Origin of the sequence: Vreelandella lionensis (genome assembly GCF_044543515.1) — a bacterium.
GTDB classification, from domain to species: Bacteria; Pseudomonadota; Gammaproteobacteria; order Pseudomonadales; family Halomonadaceae; genus Vreelandella; species Vreelandella lionensis.
This window is the reverse complement of the sequence record NZ_JBITWC010000018.1, coordinates 34,847-57,195: the sequence shown is the minus strand read 5'-3', so window position 1 is coordinate 57,195 and position 22,349 is coordinate 34,847. Positions and strand designations below refer to the sequence as shown.

General features: G+C 55.7%; 20 protein-coding genes. 4 read left to right on the top strand and 16 right to left on the bottom strand.

All coding sequences use genetic code 11. The features are described 5' to 3' along the window. Positions 1–9: 9 nt before the first annotated feature. Both rlmD and cysM read right to left on the bottom strand, forming a co-directional pair. Positions 10–1,443, bottom strand: a complete 1,434-nt coding sequence (gene rlmD / locus ACIGG6_RS12280) for a 23S rRNA (uracil(1939)-C(5))-methyltransferase RlmD (RefSeq protein ID WP_399844719.1) — start codon at positions 1,441–1,443, stop codon at positions 10–12. Continuing rightward, complete coding sequence (cysM, locus tag ACIGG6_RS12275; protein WP_044628370.1) at positions 1,444–2,340, bottom strand: cysteine synthase CysM; 897 nt, start codon at positions 2,338–2,340, stop codon at positions 1,444–1,446. 91 nt (positions 2,341–2,431) lie between these two features. Between cysM and ACIGG6_RS12270 the strand changes: the two genes are divergently transcribed. Then, entirely contained in the window at positions 2,432–5,131 is a 2,700-nt protein-coding gene (locus ACIGG6_RS12270) for an ATP-binding protein (RefSeq protein ID WP_399844717.1), read from the top strand. Positions 5,132–5,156: 25 nt separating this feature from the next. On the opposite strand, the gene acpS is transcribed toward ACIGG6_RS12270, so the two are convergent. From acpS to rpoE, 12 genes are all read right to left on the bottom strand, one after another. After that, positions 5,157–5,534: a holo-ACP synthase gene (gene acpS, locus ACIGG6_RS12265; RefSeq protein ID WP_399844764.1), complete on the bottom strand. Its 378-nt coding sequence runs from the start codon at positions 5,532–5,534 to the stop codon at positions 5,157–5,159. Between the two features lies 1 nt (position 5,535). Then, positions 5,536–6,357: a pyridoxine 5'-phosphate synthase gene (gene pdxJ / locus ACIGG6_RS12260; protein WP_399844715.1), complete on the bottom strand. Its 822-nt coding sequence runs from the start codon at positions 6,355–6,357 to the stop codon at positions 5,536–5,538. A gap of 63 nt (positions 6,358–6,420) precedes the next feature. Further along, positions 6,421–7,113, bottom strand: a complete 693-nt coding sequence (gene recO / locus ACIGG6_RS12255; protein ID WP_399844713.1) for a DNA repair protein RecO — start codon at positions 7,111–7,113, stop codon at positions 6,421–6,423. Positions 7,114–7,121: 8 nt separating this feature from the next. After that, positions 7,122–8,021, bottom strand: coding sequence for a GTPase Era (gene era / locus ACIGG6_RS12250; RefSeq protein WP_074210492.1), 900 nt, complete (start codon positions 8,019–8,021; stop codon positions 7,122–7,124). Beyond that, complete coding sequence (gene rnc / locus ACIGG6_RS12245) at positions 8,018–8,710, bottom strand: ribonuclease III (RefSeq protein WP_044628375.1); 693 nt, start codon at positions 8,708–8,710, stop codon at positions 8,018–8,020. The genes era and rnc overlap by 4 nt, the downstream gene beginning before the upstream one ends. Positions 8,711–8,774: 64 nt before the next feature. After that, entirely contained in the window at positions 8,775–9,578 is an 804-nt protein-coding gene (gene lepB, locus ACIGG6_RS12240; protein WP_253502987.1) for a signal peptidase I, read from the bottom strand. A gap of 15 nt (positions 9,579–9,593) precedes the next feature. Further along, complete coding sequence (gene lepA / locus ACIGG6_RS12235) at positions 9,594–11,411, bottom strand: translation elongation factor 4 (RefSeq protein WP_399844711.1); 1,818 nt, start codon at positions 11,409–11,411, stop codon at positions 9,594–9,596. Between the two features lie 188 nt (positions 11,412–11,599). Then, positions 11,600–13,006 (bottom strand): DegQ family serine endoprotease, encoded by a 1,407-nt coding sequence (locus ACIGG6_RS12230; RefSeq protein WP_399844709.1) that lies wholly within the window; start codon positions 13,004–13,006, stop codon positions 11,600–11,602. Positions 13,007–13,072: 66 nt separating this feature from the next. After that, entirely contained in the window at positions 13,073–13,528 is a 456-nt protein-coding gene (locus ACIGG6_RS12225) for a SoxR reducing system RseC family protein (RefSeq protein WP_399844707.1), read from the bottom strand. A gap of 2 nt (positions 13,529–13,530) precedes the next feature. After that, the gene (locus ACIGG6_RS12220; protein WP_399844706.1) at positions 13,531–14,490 is read right to left on the bottom strand and encodes a MucB/RseB C-terminal domain-containing protein; all 960 of its coding nucleotides are present in this window, start codon (positions 14,488–14,490) and stop codon (positions 13,531–13,533) included. Between the two features lie 54 nt (positions 14,491–14,544). Beyond that, a complete protein-coding gene (locus ACIGG6_RS12215) occupies positions 14,545–15,279 on the bottom strand; it encodes a sigma-E factor negative regulatory protein (RefSeq protein WP_399844704.1) in 735 nt (244 codons plus the stop codon). A 272-nt stretch (positions 15,280–15,551) separates the two neighbouring features. After that, complete coding sequence (rpoE, locus tag ACIGG6_RS12210) at positions 15,552–16,151, bottom strand: RNA polymerase sigma factor RpoE (protein WP_399844702.1); 600 nt, start codon at positions 16,149–16,151, stop codon at positions 15,552–15,554. A 360-nt stretch (positions 16,152–16,511) separates the two neighbouring features. Here rpoE and ACIGG6_RS12205 point away from each other — a divergent pair, with 360 nt between their 5' ends. Continuing rightward, positions 16,512–17,585 (top strand): 3-deoxy-7-phosphoheptulonate synthase, encoded by a 1,074-nt coding sequence (locus ACIGG6_RS12205; protein ID WP_044628383.1) that lies wholly within the window; start codon positions 16,512–16,514, stop codon positions 17,583–17,585. 82 nt (positions 17,586–17,667) lie between these two features. Here ACIGG6_RS12205 and dinG read toward each other — a convergent pair whose 3' ends face one another. After that, positions 17,668–19,797 carry an ATP-dependent DNA helicase DinG gene (dinG, locus tag ACIGG6_RS12200; protein WP_289110664.1) on the bottom strand — a complete coding sequence of 710 codons (2,130 nt, stop codon included), beginning with the start codon at positions 19,795–19,797 and terminating at the stop codon, positions 17,668–17,670. A gap of 5 nt (positions 19,798–19,802) precedes the next feature. Beyond that, positions 19,803–21,077 carry an ATP-dependent RNA helicase RhlB gene (rhlB, locus tag ACIGG6_RS12195; RefSeq protein WP_253502964.1) on the bottom strand — a complete coding sequence of 425 codons (1,275 nt, stop codon included), beginning with the start codon at positions 21,075–21,077 and terminating at the stop codon, positions 19,803–19,805. Between the two features lie 145 nt (positions 21,078–21,222). On the opposite strand from rhlB, the gene ACIGG6_RS12190 reads away from it, so the two are divergent. Next, positions 21,223–21,471 (top strand): hypothetical protein, encoded by a 249-nt coding sequence (locus ACIGG6_RS12190; RefSeq protein ID WP_074210491.1) that lies wholly within the window; start codon positions 21,223–21,225, stop codon positions 21,469–21,471. Continuing rightward, positions 21,471–22,304, top strand: coding sequence for an exodeoxyribonuclease III (gene xthA, locus ACIGG6_RS12185; protein WP_399844699.1), 834 nt, complete (start codon positions 21,471–21,473; stop codon positions 22,302–22,304). The genes ACIGG6_RS12190 and xthA overlap by 1 nt, the downstream gene beginning before the upstream one ends. The last annotated feature ends 45 nt before the right edge of the window (positions 22,305–22,349 follow it).

Genomic DNA, 22,349 nt, shown 5'->3' with positions numbered 1-22,349 from the left:
AAGGGCAAACTAGCCCGCGTATTCAAACAGCATCAGCGTTTCCATGTGGGCAGTGTGCAGAAACATATCTGCCACTGTGACTTGCTTGACGCGATATCCCGCATGCACAAGGTGTGCCGCATCCCTGGCCAGCGTGGCCGGGTCACAGGAAATATAGGCCACCTTCGCCACCTTATGGCGCCCCACTGCTTGGCAAATAGCTTCCGCCCCGCTGCGTGGGGGATCTAATACCAACGCATCCACCGAACGCTCGCGAAGCAGTGTTTTTACCGCTATTGCATCGTTTAGATCTGCCTGTTGAACGCTCACATTGAGCTGGTTCAGCGCTGCGTTAGTGCCAAGGCGCTCCACCATGGCGGTGTTACCTTCTACCGCGTGCACGCTGGCGCCTGCAGCGGCCAGAGGAAGGCTGAAGTTCCCCATCCCGGCAAACAGGTCGAGTAGCTGCATCCCAGGTGCTGGCGTTAACCATGCTACCACCTGAGACACCATCTTTTGATTGACCTCGGCATTTACCTGTAAAAAATCACCGGGGGCAAACTGCAGCACCAACTCAGACTCAGCGCTTTCTTGGTGGGGCGACACACCAAGCGCACTCAGCGAAAAGCGCTCTTCCAGCGCAGGCTCTGCACCATGCCAGTGCAAGGACGGTGACTCACGCCCTAACCATGCGCCTAATCTCACTTGGTGCTGGTCAGCAAACCCTTGCCAGCGCTGCCAATCCTGCGGCTGCTCTTTTAACTGCCTGACCAGCACCACCGTAGTCTGGGGCGTCGCCAGCAGTTCAATATGCCCTACCGCGCGGGGTGCATCCAGTTCAGTAAGCAGTTGCTTTAGTGGGGCTATCAGTGCTTGAAGGGCAGGTACCAATACATGGCAGTGGTCAATATCCACTAGTCGGTGACTATTTGCAGCCCGAAACCCCAACCGAACGGTACCCTGACTATCGACCTTCACCCCTAGACGCGCCCGACGGCGGTAGCTTTCTTGCTGACCATTGATTGCCGCCACCTCATCCAGCGTTATGCCTTGGCGCGCCATCAATTCGCTGACGACCTCACGCTTGTGGGCACGCTGGGCGTCTACTGCCAAGTGCTGCAAATCACAACCACCGCAGTGGCCAAAATGAGCACAAGGTGGCTCTACTCGCTGCGGCGAGGCAGTGACCAGGGTTTTTACGTGCGCTTCATCAAAGCGCTTACGGGTGACGTGCACCGCCACTTCGACCTGCTCACCAGGCAGCGCTTGGTCGACAAAGACGGTTTTGCCCGCCGAGTTATGGCTCACGCCACGCCCGTCATGAGCTAGCCGCTCAATCATTAACGGCGCATCAGCGTCAGCTGCTGGCTGCTTGGCAGGCGCTGTATTACTGCTTGGCTGACGTGCCAGCCCAGAGTGGCCGGAGGCGGGCCTAGGCGGCCGCCGCTTACCCAACATAGCCATCTATACCTCCGGGGCAAATAAGCCCGTGGAGAGATAGCGATCACCACGGTCACAGACAATAAACACGATGACCGCATTTTCGGTTTGTTCAGCGATGCGCAGCGCACCTGCTAGGCTTCCGCCAGATGAAACGCCTGCCAGAATGCCCTCTTCTCGGGCCAGGCGGCGCATATGCGCTTCCGCTTCTTGCTGGCCGATATCCAGGGTGGTATCCACGCGCGGCGCTTCAAAAATCGCTGGCAGATACTCTTTAGGCCAGCGACGAATGCCGGGGATACTGGCCCCGTCAGCGGGCTGCAAGCCCACAATCTGAATCGCGCTGTTCTGCTCTTTAAGATAGCGCGACACGCCCATAATGGTACCGGTGGTGCCCATTGAGCTCACAAAGTGGGTCACTTCACCGCCGGTTTGCTGCCATATTTCTGGCCCGGTAGTGCGGTAGTGCGCCAGCGGGTTATCTGGATTAGCAAACTGATTGAGCGGCTTACCTTCACCCCGGGCAATCATGGCATCTGCGATGTCACGAGCCTCTTCCATACCGCCTTCTTTACTGGCCGTAATCAGCTTAGCGCCGTAGGCCGCCATGGCCTGCTTGCGCTCGGCGGAAGCATTTTCCGGCATAATCAGGGTCATGTTGTACCCTTTTAGAGCCGCCGCCATAGCAAGCGCAATGCCGGTATTGCCGGAAGTCGCCTCAATTAACGTATCCCCTGGGGAAATTTCCCCACGAGCTTCCGCTTCACTCAGCATAGAGAGCGCGGGGCGATCTTTCACCGAGCCCGCGGGGTTATTGCCTTCGAGTTTGGCAAGCAGCGTATTGTTCTTCCCAGCGGTAATTCGCTTCAGGCGAACCAACGGCGTATTGCCGACCACATCTTCAAGCGTGGGATAATTCATCGAACATTCCTTATCGTAACCGTTATGCTGCATTATATCGGTGCTGTCTGTGACTGGACAGGCAACCTACTAGATTCAACGAGCTTCTTTCATGTCATTAAACACGCGTCTGCTGTTTGCCCTGCTTGGCTTTCCACTGCTGGTTTACGCCGTCATGGCGATACTGTTTGTTATTCAGAGCGATCACACCGGCCGTGACGTCCTTAAAGACCGTCTCACCAGTGCCGGTGAGCTATTAGCCCCCAGCTTTAACACTGCGATGGTAGACGGAGATTTACAGCGCCTTGAAGAGCTGGCTAGGCAGCTATTGGAACATCGCGGGCTGCGGGCCGTGACCCTATTTGATGAACTGGGTAACCGCCTACTAGTGATGGGCCACTCTATGCCGCCCCCGCCTCGGCTGCATGCGCCAGAAGCAACGGCCATTACCATGGAAGAGGATGCCTGGCGGTTACAGGTGCCGTTGACCAGTGAAGCAATGGGCGACATTCGCCGCGTGACTAACGGCTGGCTAGAAGCCGAAATGGATATTCGCGCGCTAACACTTGAACGCTACCGGCTAATTGCGAGCTTAAGCCTAGGCGGCATGCTGCTGGGGCTGCTGCTGTTTTTAATTGCTTTTGCCATTAGCCGCTATGCAAGCCGCCCTATTGAAGAGGCTAACCAAGCCCTGTACCGCCTCTCCCGTGGCGATTACAGCCTAGTGATGCCCGCAGCCAAACCCACCGAGTTCAAACAGCTTGCTAACCACATTAACCGCTTAGCGGAACATTTTCAGCAAGCCCAGCGGGATATGCAGAGCCAGATTGAGCAGGCCACCAGCGAGCTGCAGGAGTCGATGGAGACCATCGAAGAGCAGAATATCAAGCTAGACCTTGCTCACCGCAGCGCGCTGCGCGCCAATGCCGTTAAATCCGAATTCCTGGCCAATATGAGCCACGAGATCCGCACACCGCTCAACGGCATTATTGGTTTTTGCCGCTTGCTGGGCCGTTCATCCCTCGACACCCGGCAAGAAGAGTGGCTGGAGCACGTTCGCCGCGCCTGCGATAACCTACTGATGCTGGTGAATGATGTATTGGACTTCTCTAAGCTGGAAGCCGATCGGCTGACTCTGGAAGAGGTCGATGTCGACATTGTCACCCTAGTTGACGAGATTATTGGCTTGCATGCGCCCGAGGCACAGCGCAAGCAGCTACACTTGGTCGCCATGGTGTACGACGATGTCCCCACTCCCCTTTGCGGCGACCCACTGCGCATCCATCAAGTGTTGAATAATCTTCTGGGCAACGCGCTGAAATTTACCACCGAAGGAGAGATCATCATCCGCGTCATGCTGGATAACCAAGAGGGCCAGCATGTCGTACTGCATATTAGCGTGAGCGATACCGGCATTGGTTTAAGCGATGAGCACCAGCAGCAGCTCTTTAGCGCGTTCTCACAAGCCGAACCGAGTCACTCTCGCCAGTTTGGCGGCAGCGGCTTAGGGCTGACCATTTGCCGCCAGCTTATTCAGCGGATGGGTGGGGAGATTACGGTAGAAAGCGAGCTGGGTAAGGGGTCGACTTTCTCATTTACCCTGCCTCTTCTGGCACACCAGGCGGCTGAGCGCCCGCCGGAGCTGACGCTAGATAACCCCACTATTCGCCTTCACGAAACGCACCCGCCCACTCGCCATGTGCTAGAGCATTTGCTAGTACGCTGGGGCGCGCGCCCAGTATCTTTTATTAATGCCGGCAATGAATCGCTGCTGATGCTATGTCTGGCGCAGAGTGACTTTGAAGGGGATCGCAAAGCGTACTGGCAGTCCGTGATTGCGCAAACTCCCTGCCCGGTCATTATTCTGGCGAATACTACTAGCTTCGACCTACCCACGTGGGAATTTCCCTACGGCGGCGAAATGCTGTGCAAACCGTTTACTCGGACGCAGCTTGTGACCACCCTGCGTCAGTTGCTGCAACTGCAACCACTCCCCCTTGCCAGTGAAGCAGTCAGCAAACCGCCGCTTGCCCCTCGCCTAACAATTTTGATTGTCGACGATAACTCGTCAAACCGTGAACTGTTAAAAGCGATGCTGGAGAGCGATACGCTACACATTGTGCTAGCAGAAAGCGGCCAAGAAGCACTGGAGTTTGCGCGCCACCAAATTGCCGATATGGTATTGATGGATATCCGCATGCCGGGGATGGACGGCATACAGGCCACACAAGCGCTGCGGCGTATTAATAATAGCTGGGCGCGCTGCCCTATTATTGCCGTGACGGCCCATGTACTGAGCACTGAACGACAGCAGTGGCTGGCCGAAGGGCTGGATGATGTGCTGGTCAAACCCATCGACGATGCCCAACTACAACAGCTGTTGCAGCGCTTTTTAGGAATTGCACCACGAAAAGCAGCCCCTACTGAAGCAGCTTCCACTCGTCAGTCACAGGTTGCCACCGCTCCCCCTAGCTCGTTGCCAGCGGTCGATTTGATGCTAGGAGCACGCTTGGCAGGAGGCAGGGAGACCTTAGCCAAGCAGCAACTGGTACGGCTCATTGACAGCCTGCCGGAGAGCGAGCAGCAGATACGCGACGCCTTTCAGGCAGGCGATCTAACGGCGCTACTGGACTGGGTGCATGGACTAAACGGAGCCAGCCGCTACTGCGGCGCACCAGAACTAGCCCTGCTGGTGGAAACCCTAGAAACGCGCCTGCGTACCAGTGGCCTACGCCATGTAGAGGCACTGCTTGACGAGCTATACGCCGCCATGACGCGCCTTAGCCAAGAGCGCGACTCACTGGTGAGCTGATAACTGCCCAGTATGAGGCATATTATCAGCTCTCTAAAATAACAAAGGCGACGGCGTAGTCGGCTTCATCACTCAGCGTAATATGCGCGGCGGTCGCCCCGCTGGCGGTGAACCGCCGCTGCGCTTCACCGCTCAGTTTAAGGCTGGGCTTCCCCAGGGCATCATTGATTACCTGAATATCGCCCCACTGCATCCCCTGGCGAAGCCCAAGGCCCAGGGCTTTCACAAAAGCCTCTTTCGCCGCAAAGCGCTTGGCGAGATAGGCGACTGCTTGCCCCTTCTCCTGCCACACCGCCTGTTCGTCGGGCCCTAAGATACGCTTAGCAAAGCGCGGGCCGTGACGCGTCACGGCCTGGCGAAAACGCTCAACTCGGGCAATGTCCGAGCCAATTCCCACAATCATGTTAATGGCCGCAGCAGTGGTGACTGTCGCCGTGATCGTGGTCATGTTCGTGCTCATGGGCATCAAGCGCAGCCATTAAGCCCGCTTCTTGCCCGGCAATGATTAGTCGTTTCATCTCTTGCACGGCTTCTTTCAAGCCGACAAACAGCGCACGGGCAATGATCGCGTGGCCAATGTTCAGTTCATTAACACCGGGTAGCGCCGCAATGGCTTCCACATTGTGGTAGTGCAACCCGTGACCAGCATTGACCACCAAGCCCAGAGATACGGCGTGTACCGCCGCCGCGCTGAGGCGGTCATACTCGGCGTTGGCCTCGGCACTCCCCGGTTTTGCCTCTGCATAGGCTCCGGTGTGTAACTCGATGGTAGGCGCGCCTGCGCGCTTGGCAGCATCAATTTGTGCTTCATCCGGGTCGATAAACAGCGATATATCGCAGCCAATCGCAGCGAGACGCTGGCAAGCACTGGCGATATGATCGAAACCGCCGACGATATCCAACCCGCCCTCGGTGGTCAGCTCTTCGCGCTTCTCGGGCACCAAGCACACATGGGCCGGGCGCACTTCTTCTGCAAGCGCCAGCATCTCTTCGGTGACCGCCATTTCAAGATTCATGCGCGTATTGAGCACCTCCGCCAGCAGGCGCACGTCACGGGGCTGAATATGGCGGCGGTCTTCGCGTAGGTGGACGGTAATCCCATCGGCTCCAGCTTCTTCCGCCAACAGCGCTGCCTGAACCGGATCAGGGTAACGAGTGCCACGGGCCTGGCGCAGCGTGGCAATATGGTCGATGTTAACGCCGAGTAATATCCGTGGGGGATGCATAGCGGGTCTCCAATCAATAAGCAGCGATAGGTCGTTATCGCGATCAATAGTAACGGTGGTTCACTAACGATGACGGCGGCGGGCTAAATCTAGCATCAGCTCGCGAGAGCGTAATGCCGTTGGGCCAAGATGGGGGGCCAGCGCTGCCCGCATGACCGCTTTCAGAGCGCTCGCTAAGCCCGTAGGCTGCCAGTCGCCTTGCTCTATGTAGCGTAAGGTGCGACCTTCAATACCCTGTTCCGCCGCCACAAAAGCACGGCTGTCAGCATCAAAGCGATAGCGTTGGTGCGGGTCCAGCGCTCCGCCTTCAAGGGTACAGAAACGCGGCGTGGCCTCAAGCGCCTCCAATAGCGCCCACTCATAGCGTCTAAGCGCCAAGCCCCGCTCCGCAGGTACCGGCAGCGCATCTAGCAAAGCACTATAAAAAGCAAAGACATCGGTGGCGGCCAGTTCAAGCGGGAGTAAGCGAGTAGCAATTTCATTGGCATAGAGACCACACAGCAAGCCTTCGCCTGCCAGCAGCGCGGTGTGACCTCGCGATTCCATCAACGTTAACCGTTTTAACTCTCGCTCTCCCCGCCATGACACAAATAGCGGGGTGAACGGCTGCAGCCGCTGGCGAGATTTAGAACCGGGCCGCTGGCCGCCGTGGGCAACCGCCCGGATGCGGCCATGGTTGAGCGTTAATAAGTCGACCAGCGCGCTGGTTTCACGATATGCCCGACGGTGCAGCAGAAACGCAGGCTCGGCGGTCATGGCGGTGCTCAATCGAGATCGTAACCCAGGCTCTTCAGTGCCCGCTCGTCATCCGACCAGCCGCGCTTCACCTTCACCCACATATTCAGCATGACCTTAGTACCCAGCGCACGCTCCATATCCAGGCGCGCTTCACGGCCAATACTCTTGATCCGGTCGCCGTTCTCGCCGATCAAAATCACTTTCTGACCTTGGCGCTCCACCAAAATCAGCGCGCTGATGTGCGTGACGCGCTCGGTCTCGCGGAACTCTTCGATCTCGACCGTCATCTGGTAGGGCAGCTCGTCACCTAGCTGGCGCATCACTTTTTCACGCACCAGCTCTGCCGCCATGAAGCGCAGGCTCTTGTCGGTGATTTGATCTTCTGGGAAGAAGTGGATGCTCTCCGGCAAGTGCTTGGCGACTTCCTCTTCCAGGGTCTCTACCTGGGTGCCATGCTTGGCGGAGATGGGCACAACGGCAGCAAACTCACGGCGTGCGCCTACCTCGGCCAGCCAAGGCAGCAGGTCGGCTTTATCCTGGAGACGATCGACCTTATTGACCGCTAGAATTACCGGCGCTTTCACATGCTCTAAACGCTTTAACACGGCCTGGTCTTCGTCGGTCCAGCGAGTGCGGTCGATGATGAACACCACGCAGTCCACATCGCGAAGCGCCTGGGTCGCCGCCTGGTTCATGAAGCGGTTGATGGCCTTGTTGCGATCTTTGGACATGATGTGCATGCCCGGCGTGTCAACGTAGATAAACTGCGTCTCTTCAACGGTTTTAATGCCCATCACTTGGTGGCGGGTGGTTTGTGGCCGCCGCGAGGTAATCGAAATTTTCTGCCCCAGAATCCGGTTCATGAGGGTTGATTTGCCTACGTTGGGACGGCCAACGATGGCCACGAATCCGCAGGTTTGGCTCATGATTTGTCTCCAGGGGGTTGTTCGAGATAGGACAGTGCTTCTTCCGCAGCCTGCTGTTCAGCGTGGCGGCGGCTGGGGCCTTTACCAGTGGTATGCTCGCTTAGTAGCTCGATGTAGCACTCCACGGTAAAGGTCTGGGCATGCGCCTCTCCCTTTACAGAGACCACTTCATAGCGCGGCAGCGCCGCTTGGCGCGACTGCAAAAACTCCTGTAAGCGTGTTTTGGGGTCTTTTTGGGTATCTTGCAGCGAAATATTTTCTAGACGCTCGGCATACCACGCCAGCACGCGCTCGCGTACCGCATCCATACCGGCATCCAGGTAAATCGCGCCTATCACGGCTTCTACGGCGTCCGCTAGAATCGATTCGCGGCGGTGGCCGCCGCTTTTCATTTCACCGGAGCCCAGCCGTAGGCACTCGCCAAAGGCCATTTCGCGTGCCAGTTCGGCGAGGGTTTGGCCTTTTACCAAGCGGGCACGCAGGCGGGAAAGCTGCCCTTCTCGCGCCTGGGGAAAGCGCTGAAACAACGCTTCGGCAATCACGAAATTGACGATAGAGTCACCTAGAAATTCCAGGCGCTCATTGTTACGACCACCGTAGCTGCGATGGGTCATGGCCAGTTCCAAAAGCGTTGGGTCGCCAAAGGTATGGCCGATTCGTCGGCAAAAAGCGGTTAAGGAATTACTCACAGTGCTCCTACGTCATTGACGTTAACTAAGATAACCACACTAACGGTTTGTAAATTATGCTGCTTCATTCAATACGCCGTACGCTGGTGAAGCTGGGCAGGCCGCCATCCCAGTGCATCCAAACAGCAAACGCGCGGCCCACAATGTTATCTTCGGGCACAAAGCCCCAGTAGCGGCTGTCATTGGAATGGTCGCGGTTATCCCCCATGGTGAAGTAGTGGCCTTCAGGCACGACGACTTCGCGCATTTGCGGGCCTGGGTCACGGGGGTTGTTATAAATAAAGTGGCTGACTTCGCCTAACTGCTCTTCCAGCAGTAGCTGTTGGGGAGAGAGCTCCGGGCCCTCTTCAATCAGTGCTTTGGTGACCGGCTCGCCGTTCACATAGAGCTGCTTGCCTTCATAGCGAATACGGTCGCCGGGCAGGCCCACCACGCGCTTAATAAAGTTCACCGATGGTTCTTCGGGGAAGCGGAACACCATCACATCGCCCCGCTCAGGGTCGTCTACTTCCAAAAAGCGGTTATGGACGACAGGCAGCCGAAGCCCATAGGCAAATTTATTCACTAGAATAAAGTCACCGATTTCCAGGGTAGGCTTCATGGAACCAGAGGGAATCTGAAACGGCTCTACGATAAAGCTACGCACCACCAACACGACGAGTAGCACCGGAAAAAACGAACGCGAGTAATCAACTGGCCACGGTTCTTTTAGGAGCTTTTCCCGAGTCGGCGCATCCAGGCCTTCCATGGTGGCCGTTTCAGCTTTGGCCACACGCTCACGGCGCTTTGGCCGAAGCACCAGCACATCCAGCAGGTAAATGGCTCCAGAGAGTGCAACGGCGAGTACCAGTAATAGTGAAAAATCCATGTGGGGTTCGTATCCCTAGTCGTTTACCTTGAGCACAGCAAGGAAGGCATCTTGGGGAATTTCAACACGCCCCACCTGTTTCATCCGTTTCTTACCGGCTTTCTGTTTCTCTAGCAGCTTTTTCTTACGGCTGACGTCGCCGCCGTAACACTTAGCCGTGACGTTTTTACGTAGAGCCTTCACCGTAGAACGAGCAACCACCTGACCACCAATCGCTGCCTGAATCGCTACGTCAAACATCTGACGCGGAATCAGCTCTTTCATCTTCTCCACCAGCAAACGGCCACGGTTGTGGGCATGGTCGCGGTGGATAATGACCGCCAGGGCGTCGACTTTATCGCCGTTAATCAATACATCTAGACGCACCAGTTTCGCCGCTTCAAAGCGTTCGAAGTTGTACTCCAGCGATGCATAACCGCGAGAGATGGATTTTAAACGGTCAAAGAAGTCCATGACCACTTCCGACATGGGCAGCTCATAGGTCAGCTGAATCTGGTTACCTAAAAACTGCATGTCCAACTGGGTGCCACGACGCTGCTCGCACTCGGCGATGACGTTACCTACAAACTCCTGAGGTACCAGAATGCTGGCACGCACGATGGGCTCGCGCATCTGCTCTACATCGGCCATGTCAGGCAGCTTGGAGGGGTTGGAGACGTACTGGATGTCGCCGTTCTTCATGGCGAGTTCATAGACAACCGTTGGCGCGGTGGTCAGCAGATCCAGATCGTACTCACGCTCCAGGCGCTCTTGGATGATCTCCATGTGCAGCGTGCCGAGGAAGCCTACGCGGAAACCAAAGCCCAGTGCATCGGAGTTTTCCGGCTCGTACTCAAGAGAAGCATCGTTAAGGGCGAGCTTTTCCAGGGCATCGCGGAAATCTTCATAATCGTCCGCGCTCACTGGGAACATACCGGCGTAAACCTGCGGCTTCACTTTCTGGAAACCTGGCAGACGCGGCACGTCTGGGGTCTTGGTGTGGGTGATGGTATCGCCCACGGGTGCCCCATGAATCTCTTTGATACCGGCCACGATAAAGCCGACTTCACCGGCACGGAGGATATTGGTCTCTTTGCGCAGCGGGGTAAAAATACCCACTTCCGTGGCGTTCCAGTCGCGGCCAGTCGACTTGATGCGAATTTTGTCGCCCTTACGCAGCGTGCCGTCAAACAGGCGCACCAGTGAGACAACGCCGAGGTAGTTATCGAACCAGGAATCGATAATTAGCGCCTGTAGGGGCGCTTCAGGATCACCCTTGGGCGGAGGGATGTCCCGCACTAGCCGCTCTAGCAACGCATCGATACCAATACCGCTTTTCGCTGATACCTGGCAGGCATCAGTGGCATCTAAGCCGATAATCTCTTCTACTTCCTGGGCTACCCGGTCGGGGTCGGCCTGGGGAAGGTCAATTTTATTAAGTACCGGTAGTACTTCCAGGCCCTGCTCAATCGCGGTGTAGCAGTTAGCCACTGACTGTGCTTCCACCCCTTGGGCGGCATCAACCACCAGCAGCGCCCCTTCACAGGCGTACAGCGAGCGCGAGACTTCATAGGAGAAGTCAACGTGCCCTGGTGTATCGATAAAGTTGAGCTGGTAAACCTGGCCATCGGCAGCGGTGTAGTCCAGCGTTACCGACTGCGCCTTAATAGTAATGCCCCGCTCACGCTCGATATCCATGGAGTCGAGCACCTGCTCCTTCAACTCACGTTGGGTCAAACCGCCACAGGTTTGAATCAAACGATCAGAGAGCGTCGATTTACCGTGGTCGATATGCGCGATGATGGAGAAATTGCGAATATGCTTGAGCTTTCCGCTGGAAACGTCATGAGACATCGAGTGTGTTCTGCCTTATTGGTACGCAAGCGTGGGGGTGCGGCGCTAGGCCGAAGGGCAAAAAATCGAGGACCGCACCACTGCATTGCCAAAGTTCGTCAAAAGATAAGCGCTATTGTAGCGATATGCGGGGGATAGGAACAGCAGTCCGGCGAGAACCGCCGGACTGGAGTGAAGACAAGGAGGGGTTATTCGAGTCTTAATGCCACAAACAACGAACGACCATCACGGTATAGCCGCACAGGAATAGCACGGTCATTGGGCAGCTCTTCTACAATGCGCATTAGCTCGTCTGCCGACGCCACGCTGCGGTGATCAATACTCACCAGAATATCGCCAGCGCGCAGGCCCGCCTGGGCAGCCACACTATTAGGCTCTACCTGACTGACTACAACGCCGCCATTGATGTTCAGCCGCTCCCGCATTGCTTGATCTACTTCAGCAACTGCGACACCTAGGCGTACTTGGCTATCGCTATTGGCTGCCGATGTTGCTTCGTTCATATCGGGCCAGCTGCCCAGCTCTACCGTTTCTGAGACTTGCTCGCCATCACGCATTAGCGTTAGTTCGACATCATCGCCAGGTGCTACGCGACCAATTAAGCGAGGCAGCGTGCTTGAACGGTCAACCTCTTCGCCATTCACTTCGATAATGACATCTCCCGCTTGCAGGCCACCCTGGGCCGCAGGGCCTTCTGGATCAAGGTCGGCGATCAGTGCGCCAATGGCTTTGCTCATGCCAAAAGACTCAGCCAGATCTTGAGATACCGGCTGGATCATGACACCCAGCCAACCACGATTAACGTGGCCATCTTCACGAAGCTGATCGGCGACATCCATAGCAACGTTAATCGGAATAGCGAACGAAAGCCCCATAAAGCCACCGCTGCGGGTAAAGATCTGCGAGTTAATACCCACGACCTCTCCCTGTAAATTAAACAGCGGTCCACCGGAGTTGCCAGGGTTAATCGCTACATCGGTTTGAATAAACGGTACGTAGGCATCACGGGGTAGCGTGCGGTTAATCGCGCTAACGATGCCTGCAGTCACCGAGTGATCAAACCCAAACGGTGAACCAATGGCAGCGACCCACTCGCCTACTTTCAGTTCGTCAGAGTCGCCAAGATTAAGCACTGGCAGATTGTTAGCATCAATTTTCAGGAGTGCCACATCAGTTTGAGTATCGCTACCGATCAGCTCAGCCGACAGTTCGCGCCGGTCGTTCAAGCGCACCAGGATTTCGTCGGCATCCTGCACCACATGGGCGTTTGTCATGACATAGCCATCAGCGCTGATAATAAAGCCAGAGCCTAACGATTGGCGCTCCTCACTGCCTCCCCCGCTACTGCCTGGGGGTGTCGGAAAACTATCGCCAAAGAAGTGACGGAAGATTTCAGGGATTTCCTGGCCGCCAAACCCTTGAATGGCCGGGCTACGCTGAACCGTTCGACTGGTGGAGATATTCACAACGCCCGGTGCAGCATCTTCCACCAATTCAGTGAAATCGGGCAGCGTTTGCGCATAGGCGTTCTGGCCTATAAAAAACATCGCGACTAAGCATAGCCATAGTGTCGAGGGAAGAACCAAGCGCTTCATGCAACAGCTCCTAGTAAAGCAGATACGAAACGAAGGGAGTGCAACTCTTAGCGAGCTACGGAACAACTAACTGACCAAGCGCGGCCGGAAGCGTTCCATCCGCCCACGCATTAGATATTTAAGGACAATAACACCGCATATCAATGCACTAAAGAAAAGCGCTGCGCTTAACCATTCATTAGTGCCTAGCAGCGAGGCGCCTCCAGAGACTAACAACGCCGCCAATAGTGGCAACGCGTAAATCAGAAGCGCCAAATAGCTGATATCGTGTTTAGGTAGTGCAATGGTAACTTGGCTACCAAGAGGGTAAGCAGACGCACCGCTAGCGACGCGCGCCTTAGGATACACAGTGATGTGCTGCTGTTGGCGCCGCGCTAACAGCCCCATACCACAACCACGCCCTTCAGCACACTGCTGGCAGGCAGCGTTAAGCGACACATCAACGGTCAATCCATCACCCGTATAGCCAACGACGATACCCGTTCTTAAAAGCGATGCGCAGGCGGCATAAGGGGTAGACATGGCTATGGCTCAATACGAACAGATTGCACAATACGCTGCAGCATATCCGAAGGGAGCTCCCCAATGGCTATCAATTGCCAGCGTTGATCACCCTCGGACACCAGCGCCACTGATGCTGTTGAAACACCTAGCTGGTGAACGCCTTCTTTCAACACGCTCTGCTCAATAGGGTTAACGAAAAGGCTGACCGCGGCCAAGCCATCGCTATATACCCGCTGATTGCTGACAGGCTGCCCTGGATCTTGCGGCTGAGCAACAAACCCCTCTGGCAACCACTCTGCGTGCCAAGAGTGATCGACATGTTCGGCGCTCACGTCATCGGCGACGCCGCCATCATAAAGTTTAGGAGAGTGAAGCTGGGTAATTTGAAAGGTTTCCAGCACACGTTCTTGCCGGTCACTCATAACATGCTTAAGTAACAGCCCGGTCTCTTTATCAACCCACCATGCATGATAGTAGCGCTGCTGATCCCGGGGTGAAAAACGCAGTTGCACTGCATCGCGCTCTGCCACCCGGGCATCTTCTTGAAGGGAAATATCGTAATAGGAAGCCACATGTTGCGCCCAAGCTTCAGGGGCTTTTAAGCCACTGTTCACTTCTGGCGTAAAGCGCGCCATATAGCCAGCAATAGAGCGTCGCTCAATACTTACCGATGGCCCATCAAGATGTTGTACGACCTGCTGGCGAACACCATCACGAATGCGGTGGGAAAGTGCAAGCGTACGTACACCCAAGGCATCGATAGCGACTGCTCGGGCCTGAAAGTCATAACAGTGGCCCGCAACCAGTGCTAACTCAAGCCATGCTTGCGTGGTTGCTGGTGTTTGCTGTTCAGCAACCTCGGCACAGGAGAGCACCGTAGGGGTATCAGCAGTAACAAACGAGGAATGCAGGCTGGCACTCAACAGGCTTAACGTTAATGCAAGCCTGCCTCCCCATAAAGCACATCTGGCAGTCACCATACCAATCTATCAGCCCCTTACTCAGCGATCACGTTGTCCGGCGACCCGCCTTGCTTAACGCTGACCCAGTGGTTCTGTCACTGCTGAGCGCATCAGCGGCATCCAGCTGTCACCACCGCCCGTTGCAGCACCCTGCGCATGTTGCTCTAGGTAGGACTGAAGCATGCGCAATTGATCAACATCAATCGTCGTCGCTTGCTGTGCCATCGTGCCTTGCGGAGCAACGGGGGCAGAAAACCCAGCTTCGCTAATATTCATTAAGCCGCTGTTGCCCGACTGACCATTAATGCGAAATGGTGTAGGTTCAAACATAGGCATGTCGGAAGCCGTCATAGCGGCAGATTGTGATGCTGCCAAATTTACCGGCTGCACCTGAGCTCCAGCGCCATTCTGCGAAGCCACTGTATTACTCGCGGGCTGAGCACCACCGGTAGAGGCGCTACCATTAAAGAATTGAACGCCCGTAATGACCATCAACGACACCGCAGCAGCGACACCGGCACCACGAGCAAACGATATTCCACCTGCTCGTACAGGTGAGGCTGCGCTATCGCCACCCATAACAGGCGCTGGTTCTTCACGCAGGCGAGCCATAATGCCAGCAGAAAGGTCTACGCTAACGTCTACCCCACGCTCGCGCTGCATCATGCTGCGCGCTAAGTGATAGCGACGCCACGTTTCTGCCGCGTCGGCATCATCGGGCAGTGATTTCAACACCCGGCGCAATTCAAGCTCGTCACTTTCACTGTCCATTAATGCTGAAAGTGATTCCCGTGTGCTTTGACTCATACTTCACACCCTCACACTGTGTTAGAAGAAGCTCAGCGGCAACACGGCTAGTGCGTGTTTTAACCGCAAAACCTCGCAGGCCAAGACCCTATTACAAATCACCGTTTGCATAATGCTAATCACTGACAGGCAGATAGCATTACGGTAGCTGTCGGCGGCTCAACTCGTTAAAGCTAGATAACTTGTATGACGCCTCACTTGCCAGACAGTTCACAAAAAAAGCAAAAACGTAAATGACTGTGACCAAAGCACTACTTTCATTAGTCAGCGGCTTAGTCATCGCGGCTGTTACGCGCCGTAGTGACTAGCGGACGAATATGCTCATCAACCGCTTCCCGAGCGCGAAAAATTCGCGAGCGAACGGTGCCCACCGGACACTGCATCACTTGGGCAATATCTTCGTAGGCTAAGCCGTCCAGCTCACGCAGCGTAATAGCGGTGCGTAAATCATCTGGCAGTTTCTCAATCGCTTCATATACCGCCGCCTCAAGTTGATCCCGAGCAATAGATGCTTCTGGCGACTCTGAGTCCGCCAAGCGACCGCTCTGATCGAGAATTTCAGCGTCGACAATATCTAAATCGCTACCTGGTGGCCGACGTCCACGAGATACCAAGTAGTTTTTCGCCGTGTTAATCGCAATGCGATACATCCAGGTGTAAAACGCGCTCTCTGCGCGAAATTTACCCAGCGCACGATAAGCCTTGATAAAAGCTTCCTGCGCCACGTCCTGTACTTCTGCATGGTCGTGGACGTAGCGTCCAATCAAGCCAATGATTTTATGCTGATATTTTTTCACCAGCAGATCAAAAGCGCGTGTATCGCCTTTCTGGGCACGTTCAACCAGCTGTTGGTCTGTTTCACGAGTGCCCATTCACACGCTCCTTCTGCTCGAACGTTTTACGCCGAGCTTTGTGTCTTTTTCGCCCTGTAAGCCGGGCCTTCACAGCAAGCAGCATAGCGTCCCTTGGGCATAAGTTAATCATCATGGAGGAAATTAACAGGCAAAGCTCCACCTGCCCCCTTGGTTATGTTGCACGCGTTGAATTGCTAAACACCAATATCGTCTAGTGTTACGCGTTCTTAGCAGCGCATCAAGCGCTTGCCCCCTCTGTTAAAACCCTGAGGCTGACATTTTTCCTTAATGCAAAGTTCCGTAACAATTGATTTTTACCACCGTGACGCGCCATAGTAGTGGCCACTTTTAGCCCATCGCGCACGCACAGGTAGCAAGATGTCAGATCAACAGGTTAGTAACCTTAACGTCCTTGCACAGGATGTTCTTACCACCCCAGAAGCACTGAAAAACGCTATCCCCTTAACGGAAAGCGCCGAGCGTTCGGTTATCGAAGGCCGTCAGACCATCCAAAACATTCTAGATGGCAAAGATCCGCGTTTGCTGGTGGTCGTTGGCCCCTGCTCTATTCACGACGTTGAAGCAGCGCTTGATTATGCCCGCCGCCTGCGCACTCTGGCTGATCAAGTGAGCGACAGCCTCTATATCGTGATGCGTGTCTATTTCGAAAAGCCGCGGACGACCGTGGGCTGGAAAGGGTTAATTAACGACCCGCACCTGAACGACTCTTTCGAAATTGACGAAGGCCTGCACATTGCCCGCAAACTGCTGGTCGATTTAGCCGAAATGGGTCTGCCGCTAGCTACTGAAGCGCTTGACCCCATCTCTCCGCAGTACCTGCAGGACTGCATTAGCTGGTCGGCCATTGGTGCCCGCACCACCGAGTCACAGACTCACCGTGAAATGGCCTCCGGCCTCTCCTGCCCGGTTGGCTTTAAAAACGGCACCGATGGTAGTCTGGATGTGGCGATTAACGCACTGCAATCTGTCGCTAACCCGCACAACTTCCTGGGCATCAACCAGGCAGGCCAAGTGGCGATTATCCGCACCCGCGGCAACGCCTATGGCCACGTGGTCCTGCGTGGCGGCAATGGCAAGCCTAACTATGATAGCGTGAGTGTTGCCCTGGCGGAGAAAGAGCTTAAAAAATCTAATCTCTCTGCCAACATCATGATCGACTGCTCACACGCAAACTCGAACAAAGATGCCGCGCTGCAGCCACTGGTACTGGAAAACGTGACCAACCAGATTCTCGAAGGCAATACCTCGATTATCGGTCTGATGGTGGAATCCAACATTGGCTGGGGCAATCAAAAAGTGCCTGCAGACTTAAGCCAGCTGCAGTACGGCGTATCGATCACCGATGCCTGCATCGACTGGGACACCACAGTGGAAACGTTCACCCGTATGAACGAGAAACTAGCATCGGTACTGGCGAAACGCATCGCGTAACAAGCCACCGCTCTCAAAAACGTCCCGCCGAGCGCTGCTTAGCGGGCGTTTTTTATCGCCAGAACCTAACGCCCCCTATCACCTATGCCTGTATATCGCGCCTGAAAGGCGGCAGCGCATCTAATAGCGCCTGGCCATAGCGGCGCGTAATCACCCGCCGATCCAGCAGCGTAATGACTCCCCGATCGCTCTCTTTACGGATTAAACGACCACACGCCTGCACCAGTTTAATCGAAGCATCCGGTACGCTAATGCGCATAAACGGGTTACCGCCCTGGCTCTCGATCCATTCGGCAAGCGTTGCCCCAACGGGGTCATCCGGCACCGCAAACGGCAGCCGGGTAATCACCACGTGGGTGAGATAATCCCCCGGTAAATCGATACCCTCGGCAAAGCTAGCTAAGCCGAAAATCACGCTGCCCTTACCGCTATCCACCGCCGCTCTGTGTCGCTCGATGAGTTCACGTTTGGGCAGCGCGTCTTGCGCCAAGATGCGCTCTTTTGCCGCAGCAGGCAGTGCCTTTTCCACCGCACGCAGCTGTGCGCGAGAGGAAAACAGCACCAGTACCGCCTCCTCCTCACCTAGCTGCGACACAAAGCGCACAATGGCGTTCTCATGGGCATCCCGGTCACTGGGGTCCGTTGCTTCTGCGGGCACCCGCAGAACTGCATTAGCGTAATCAAACGGGCTAGGCAGCGCCTGATAACGGTAGCGGTTAGCTAAACCAGCCCGCTCCTGCAGGCGCTCAAAACGGCCAAGCGCCGTGAGCGTTGCCGAAGTGACAACCGCCCCGTGGCAGCGCCCCCATAGGTGCTTGGCAAGCGTGTGCGCTGCAGAAACCGGGCTTGCTGAGAACTCAATCTCTGGTTCGCCCGCCACACGACTGAGCGTTATCCACCGTGCGCTGGGCGGCGCATTGGCGGCATCCTGTTCACTAAACGCTTGCCACAGCGCATGAGCCTCCAGGGCGCGACCATGGAGCAACGCTATTAGAGGCAGCCACGTTTCCGCCTGGTCACGGTCCAGGCCGGTCTGTTTATCCGGGTCCAGGCTTTCGCGCAGAATATCGCTAATGCTTTCTAGACTTCTCGACAGGGTGGCAAACATGACTAGCAGCTGCTGCGCCTGTTCGCGCAGCGCCTCGGGCACTTGGCCTTTTTCAAAGCGCTGCTGATGGGTCGCCTCTTCATCTGCCAGACCATTTTCACGCCCTGCCAGCTGATGCCCCATGCTAAACACGTCACCCAGCGCAGGCTCCAAGCTATGCAGTAGCTCAGGCAGCCCTGCCAGTAAGCGAGCAATGGTGGGCTGTACCGCCAGCCCCTGGTTCAAATCCGTCAAACTACTTTTCAGGGTTTTTAGCCAGCGCAGACAGCCGTGCACCGCAAAGCGGTGGGCGAAATGGGACAGCGCCTTATCCGGCAGGTGGTGACCTTCATCGAAAATAAAGATGCAGTCGGCAGGGTCTGGCAGAATCGCACCACCCCCAAGGGCAAGATCCGCCAGCACGAGGTCGTGGTTAGCAACGATAACATCCGCATTTTCCAACTCTCGACGAGAGCGGAAAAAGGCGCAGGCACCAAAATGCCCGCAACGGCGGCCAGTGCACTGGCGGTGGTCAACCGTCAGCTGACGCCAGTGGCTGTCTTCGATAGACACCGGCCAGGTATCGCGATCGCCTTCCCACTCGCCTTTACCGTAGGCCTCCGCCATATCGGTGGCCAGTACGTTAAAGTCGCTGCTATCAGCTTGAAGGGATTGCTCGAACAGCGAAAGCGTTGGGTTGGGCTCACTACCTTCCAGCGCTTGATCCAGCCGCGCCACGCAGACGTAACGGCCGCGACCTTTCGCTAGCGCATAGCGAAAAGCAACACCGCTATGGCTAGCCAGCGACGGCAGGTCTTGATTCAACACTTGCTCTTGAAGGGCAACAGTGGCCGTGGAGACAATGAGCCGTTTGCCTTGCGCCTTGGCTATGGGCAGCCCTGCAATGAGATAAGCCAGCGTCTTGCCCGTGCCGGTGCCGGCTTCCAGCACGCAAACGTGGCTATCGCTAACGCGCTTTCCCTCGCTGTCGCACTCGATATCACCTAGGGTGCGGGCGATTTCAGCAATCATTAAGCGCTGCCCGTAACGTGGTGTCAGCCCTAGCTTTTCCACCACGTTACGGTAGGCCTGCTGAATATCGTTTTTAAGCGCGTTATCCAGCATGCCCGTTACAGCATGCCTTCCGGCGGATGTTCGCAGGGCAGCTTACCGTTAATGTAGCGCTCAATCTCTGGCAGTGAGAAGGCGTCTTCTTCACCAACAAAGCTGATGGAGACCCCTTTGGCGCCCGCGCGGCCAGTACGGCCAATACGGTGGACGTAATCTTCAGGGTCTTCTGGCAGCGTGTAGTTGATAACGTGGCTGACGTCTTCAATATGGATACCGCGACCCGCGACATCGGTGGCGACCAGTACCTGAATCTCTCCCTCACGGAAGCTTTCCAGCGTTTTAATACGCTGGTTTTGAGGCACATCGCCGGACAGCATAGCCGCGCTGACACCCGCTTTTTTCAGCAGATCGTCAAGCTTGCGCACCAAATCACGGCGGTTACCGAATACCATGACGCGCTCAAAGCTCTCCTGCTCCAGTAGCTTCACCAGCAGCCGCTGCTTATCGTCATCGGAGACAAGATAGACGCGCTGGTCGATATCCGCCTGATTCTCGACGGTCACTTCGATCTCGACATGCGCCGGATCAAGCGTCCATTGGCTTGCCAGATTGAGAATATCGTCGGTAAAGGTGGCCGAGAACAGGAACGTTTGGCGCTCCTCTTTTTTCGGCGTGTAGCGAATAATGCGCTTCACGTCGGGAATAAACCCCATGGAGAGCATACGGTCCGCTTCGTCGAGCACCAGCACTTCGGTTTCAGAGAGGTCGATATCGCGCTTCTGATGGAAGTCCAGCAGGCGTCCAGGCGTGGCAACCAGGATATCGATCTTCTTACCCAGGCTCTCGCGCTGCTTCTGGTAGTCCATACCGCCGACTACGCTGGCAACGTTAAGCTGAGTAAAACGCGCAAGAGCTTTGGCGTCTTTCTCGATCTGCAGCGCCAGCTCTCGGGTCGGCGCGATAATCAGCGCACGGGGTGCGCCCGGCTTTTGGCCATCCGGCGTGGGCTCTTCAAGGAAGTAAGCCATCACCGAGATTAAAAACGCGGCCGTTTTCCCGGTGCCCGTTTGCGCTTTACCGACAATATCGCCACCTAACAGCGTGTGGCGCAGTGCTTCCGCCTGAATGGGCGTGCAGTACTCAAACCCTTGGGCATGAATAGCGCGCATTAGAGGCAGCGGCAGATCAAAGTCATGGAAGCGCCACTTGCCGGCAACGGCGGGCACCTGAAACTGACGAAGATCCCAGTTCGACTGACGACGACGCGGTTTCCGACGACGACGTTTAGGCTTGCGGTTCTGGGCCGATGCTGTGGTCTGTTCCGACTCGCTCATAGGCTGTGTATCTGTCCATTTCTGTGGATGTTAGGCATCACGAAGTGCGCATTGTACCAGGGGTTGGCGATAAGAGCGCGCCCTGCTGTCGAAGGAGCACGCTTGCCTGTTAGAATGAGGCATACATTAACCCAAGGAGCGCGACATGACGCGTAAGAAAAAGACTCGTTCATTAGCGGATAAAGTGACTATCCGCACTGGTCGCCGCAAAGATTATAAAAAGTGGCGCCATGAGAACCCTGATCAGGTGACCTCATCGCGCCGCTTTGTGGCTAAAAAGCAGCAGCAGCGCAAACTACAAGCCGTGCGTAAACTAGCGCGCCAGCAAAGTGGCCAACCGATTGCGATTCACCCTGACAAAGGGGGCGACAACTCATCAGGAGACCCTTCGTAATGCGTTTGGTGTCGTTTAATATCAATGGCATTCGGGCACGGCTACATCAGCTTCAAGCGCTGATCGACACTCAACAACCTGATGTCATTGGCTTACAAGAAACCAAAGTGCAGGATAGTGAATTCCCCGTGGCTGACGTAGAAGCCATGGGCTATCACGTCTTCTATTATGGCCAGAAAGGGCATTACGGCGTTGCGTTACTGTGCCGCCAACAGCCGCAGGCGGTGTTTTACGGTTTTCCTGATGATGAAGAGGATGCGCAGCGCCGCATGATTGGCGTCAAGCTTCTCGCCGACGATGGCGAAGCGGTCACTGTGTGGAACGGCTACTTTCCGCAAGGCGAGAGTATTGATCACCCCACCAAGTTTCCGCACAAAGCACGCTTTTATCAACAGCTCGCACACCTGCTTAATACCCAGCATGCTCCTGAAGAGCGGCTGGCGGTCATGGGTGATTTTAATATCTCACCGGAAGACCAGGATATAGGCATTGGCGAAGCCAACCGTAAACGCTGGCTACGCGAAGGTAAAACCAGCTTCCAGCCCATTGAGCGTGAGTGGCTGGAAGGCATTAAAGCGTGGGGGCTTAGCGACAGCTACCGGCTGTGCCACCCTGATAACAGCGAGTGGTTCAGTTGGTTTGACTACCGTTCTAAAGGGTTTGATCGAGAGCCAAAGCGCGGCCTGCGTATCGACTACATTCTCGTCTCAAAGCCTTTGGCCGAGTGCGTGACAGGCGCAGGCATCGATTACCCGCTACGCGGTATGGAGCGCCCCTCTGACCACGCCCCGACCTGGAGCGACTTTACATTAACGCTTCCTATTACTCAGTAGTAGGCGAAGTCAGTAGTAAGCAAACTCAGCAACAAGACAACAGCC

Bases quoted from the DNA above. Each gene is read 5' to 3' on its own strand.
- rlmD (WP_399844719.1), bottom strand. From the start codon at position 1,443: ATGGCTATGTTGGGTAAGCGGCGGCCGCCTAGGCCCGCCTCCGGCCAC.
- cysM (WP_044628370.1), bottom strand. From the start codon at position 2,340: ATGAATTATCCCACGCTTGAAGATGTGGTCGGCAATACGCCGTTGGTT.
- ACIGG6_RS12270 (WP_399844717.1), top strand. From the start codon at position 2,432: ATGTCATTAAACACGCGTCTGCTGTTTGCCCTGCTTGGCTTTCCACTG.
- acpS (WP_399844764.1), bottom strand. From the start codon at position 5,534: ATGATTGTGGGAATTGGCTCGGACATTGCCCGAGTTGAGCGTTTTCGC.
- pdxJ (WP_399844715.1), bottom strand. From the start codon at position 6,357: ATGCATCCCCCACGGATATTACTCGGCGTTAACATCGACCATATTGCC.
- recO (WP_399844713.1), bottom strand. From the start codon at position 7,113: ATGACCGCCGAGCCTGCGTTTCTGCTGCACCGTCGGGCATATCGTGAA.
- era (WP_074210492.1), bottom strand. From the start codon at position 8,021: ATGAGCCAAACCTGCGGATTCGTGGCCATCGTTGGCCGTCCCAACGTA.
- lepB (WP_253502987.1), bottom strand. From the start codon at position 9,578: ATGGATTTTTCACTATTACTGGTACTCGCCGTTGCACTCTCTGGAGCC.
- lepA (WP_399844711.1), bottom strand. From the start codon at position 11,411: ATGTCTCATGACGTTTCCAGCGGAAAGCTCAAGCATATTCGCAATTTC.
- ACIGG6_RS12230 (WP_399844709.1), bottom strand. From the start codon at position 13,006: ATGAAGCGCTTGGTTCTTCCCTCGACACTATGGCTATGCTTAGTCGCG.
- ACIGG6_RS12225 (WP_399844707.1), bottom strand. From the start codon at position 13,528: ATGTCTACCCCTTATGCCGCCTGCGCATCGCTTTTAAGAACGGGTATC.
- ACIGG6_RS12220 (WP_399844706.1), bottom strand. From the start codon at position 14,490: ATGGTGACTGCCAGATGTGCTTTATGGGGAGGCAGGCTTGCATTAACG.
- ACIGG6_RS12215 (WP_399844704.1), bottom strand. From the start codon at position 15,279: ATGAGTCAAAGCACACGGGAATCACTTTCAGCATTAATGGACAGTGAA.
- rpoE (WP_399844702.1), bottom strand. From the start codon at position 16,151: ATGGGCACTCGTGAAACAGACCAACAGCTGGTTGAACGTGCCCAGAAA.
- ACIGG6_RS12205 (WP_044628383.1), top strand. From the start codon at position 16,512: ATGTCAGATCAACAGGTTAGTAACCTTAACGTCCTTGCACAGGATGTT.
- dinG (WP_289110664.1), bottom strand. From the start codon at position 19,797: ATGCTGGATAACGCGCTTAAAAACGATATTCAGCAGGCCTACCGTAAC.
- rhlB (WP_253502964.1), bottom strand. From the start codon at position 21,077: ATGAGCGAGTCGGAACAGACCACAGCATCGGCCCAGAACCGCAAGCCT.
- ACIGG6_RS12190 (WP_074210491.1), top strand. From the start codon at position 21,223: ATGACGCGTAAGAAAAAGACTCGTTCATTAGCGGATAAAGTGACTATC.
- xthA (WP_399844699.1), top strand. From the start codon at position 21,471: ATGCGTTTGGTGTCGTTTAATATCAATGGCATTCGGGCACGGCTACAT.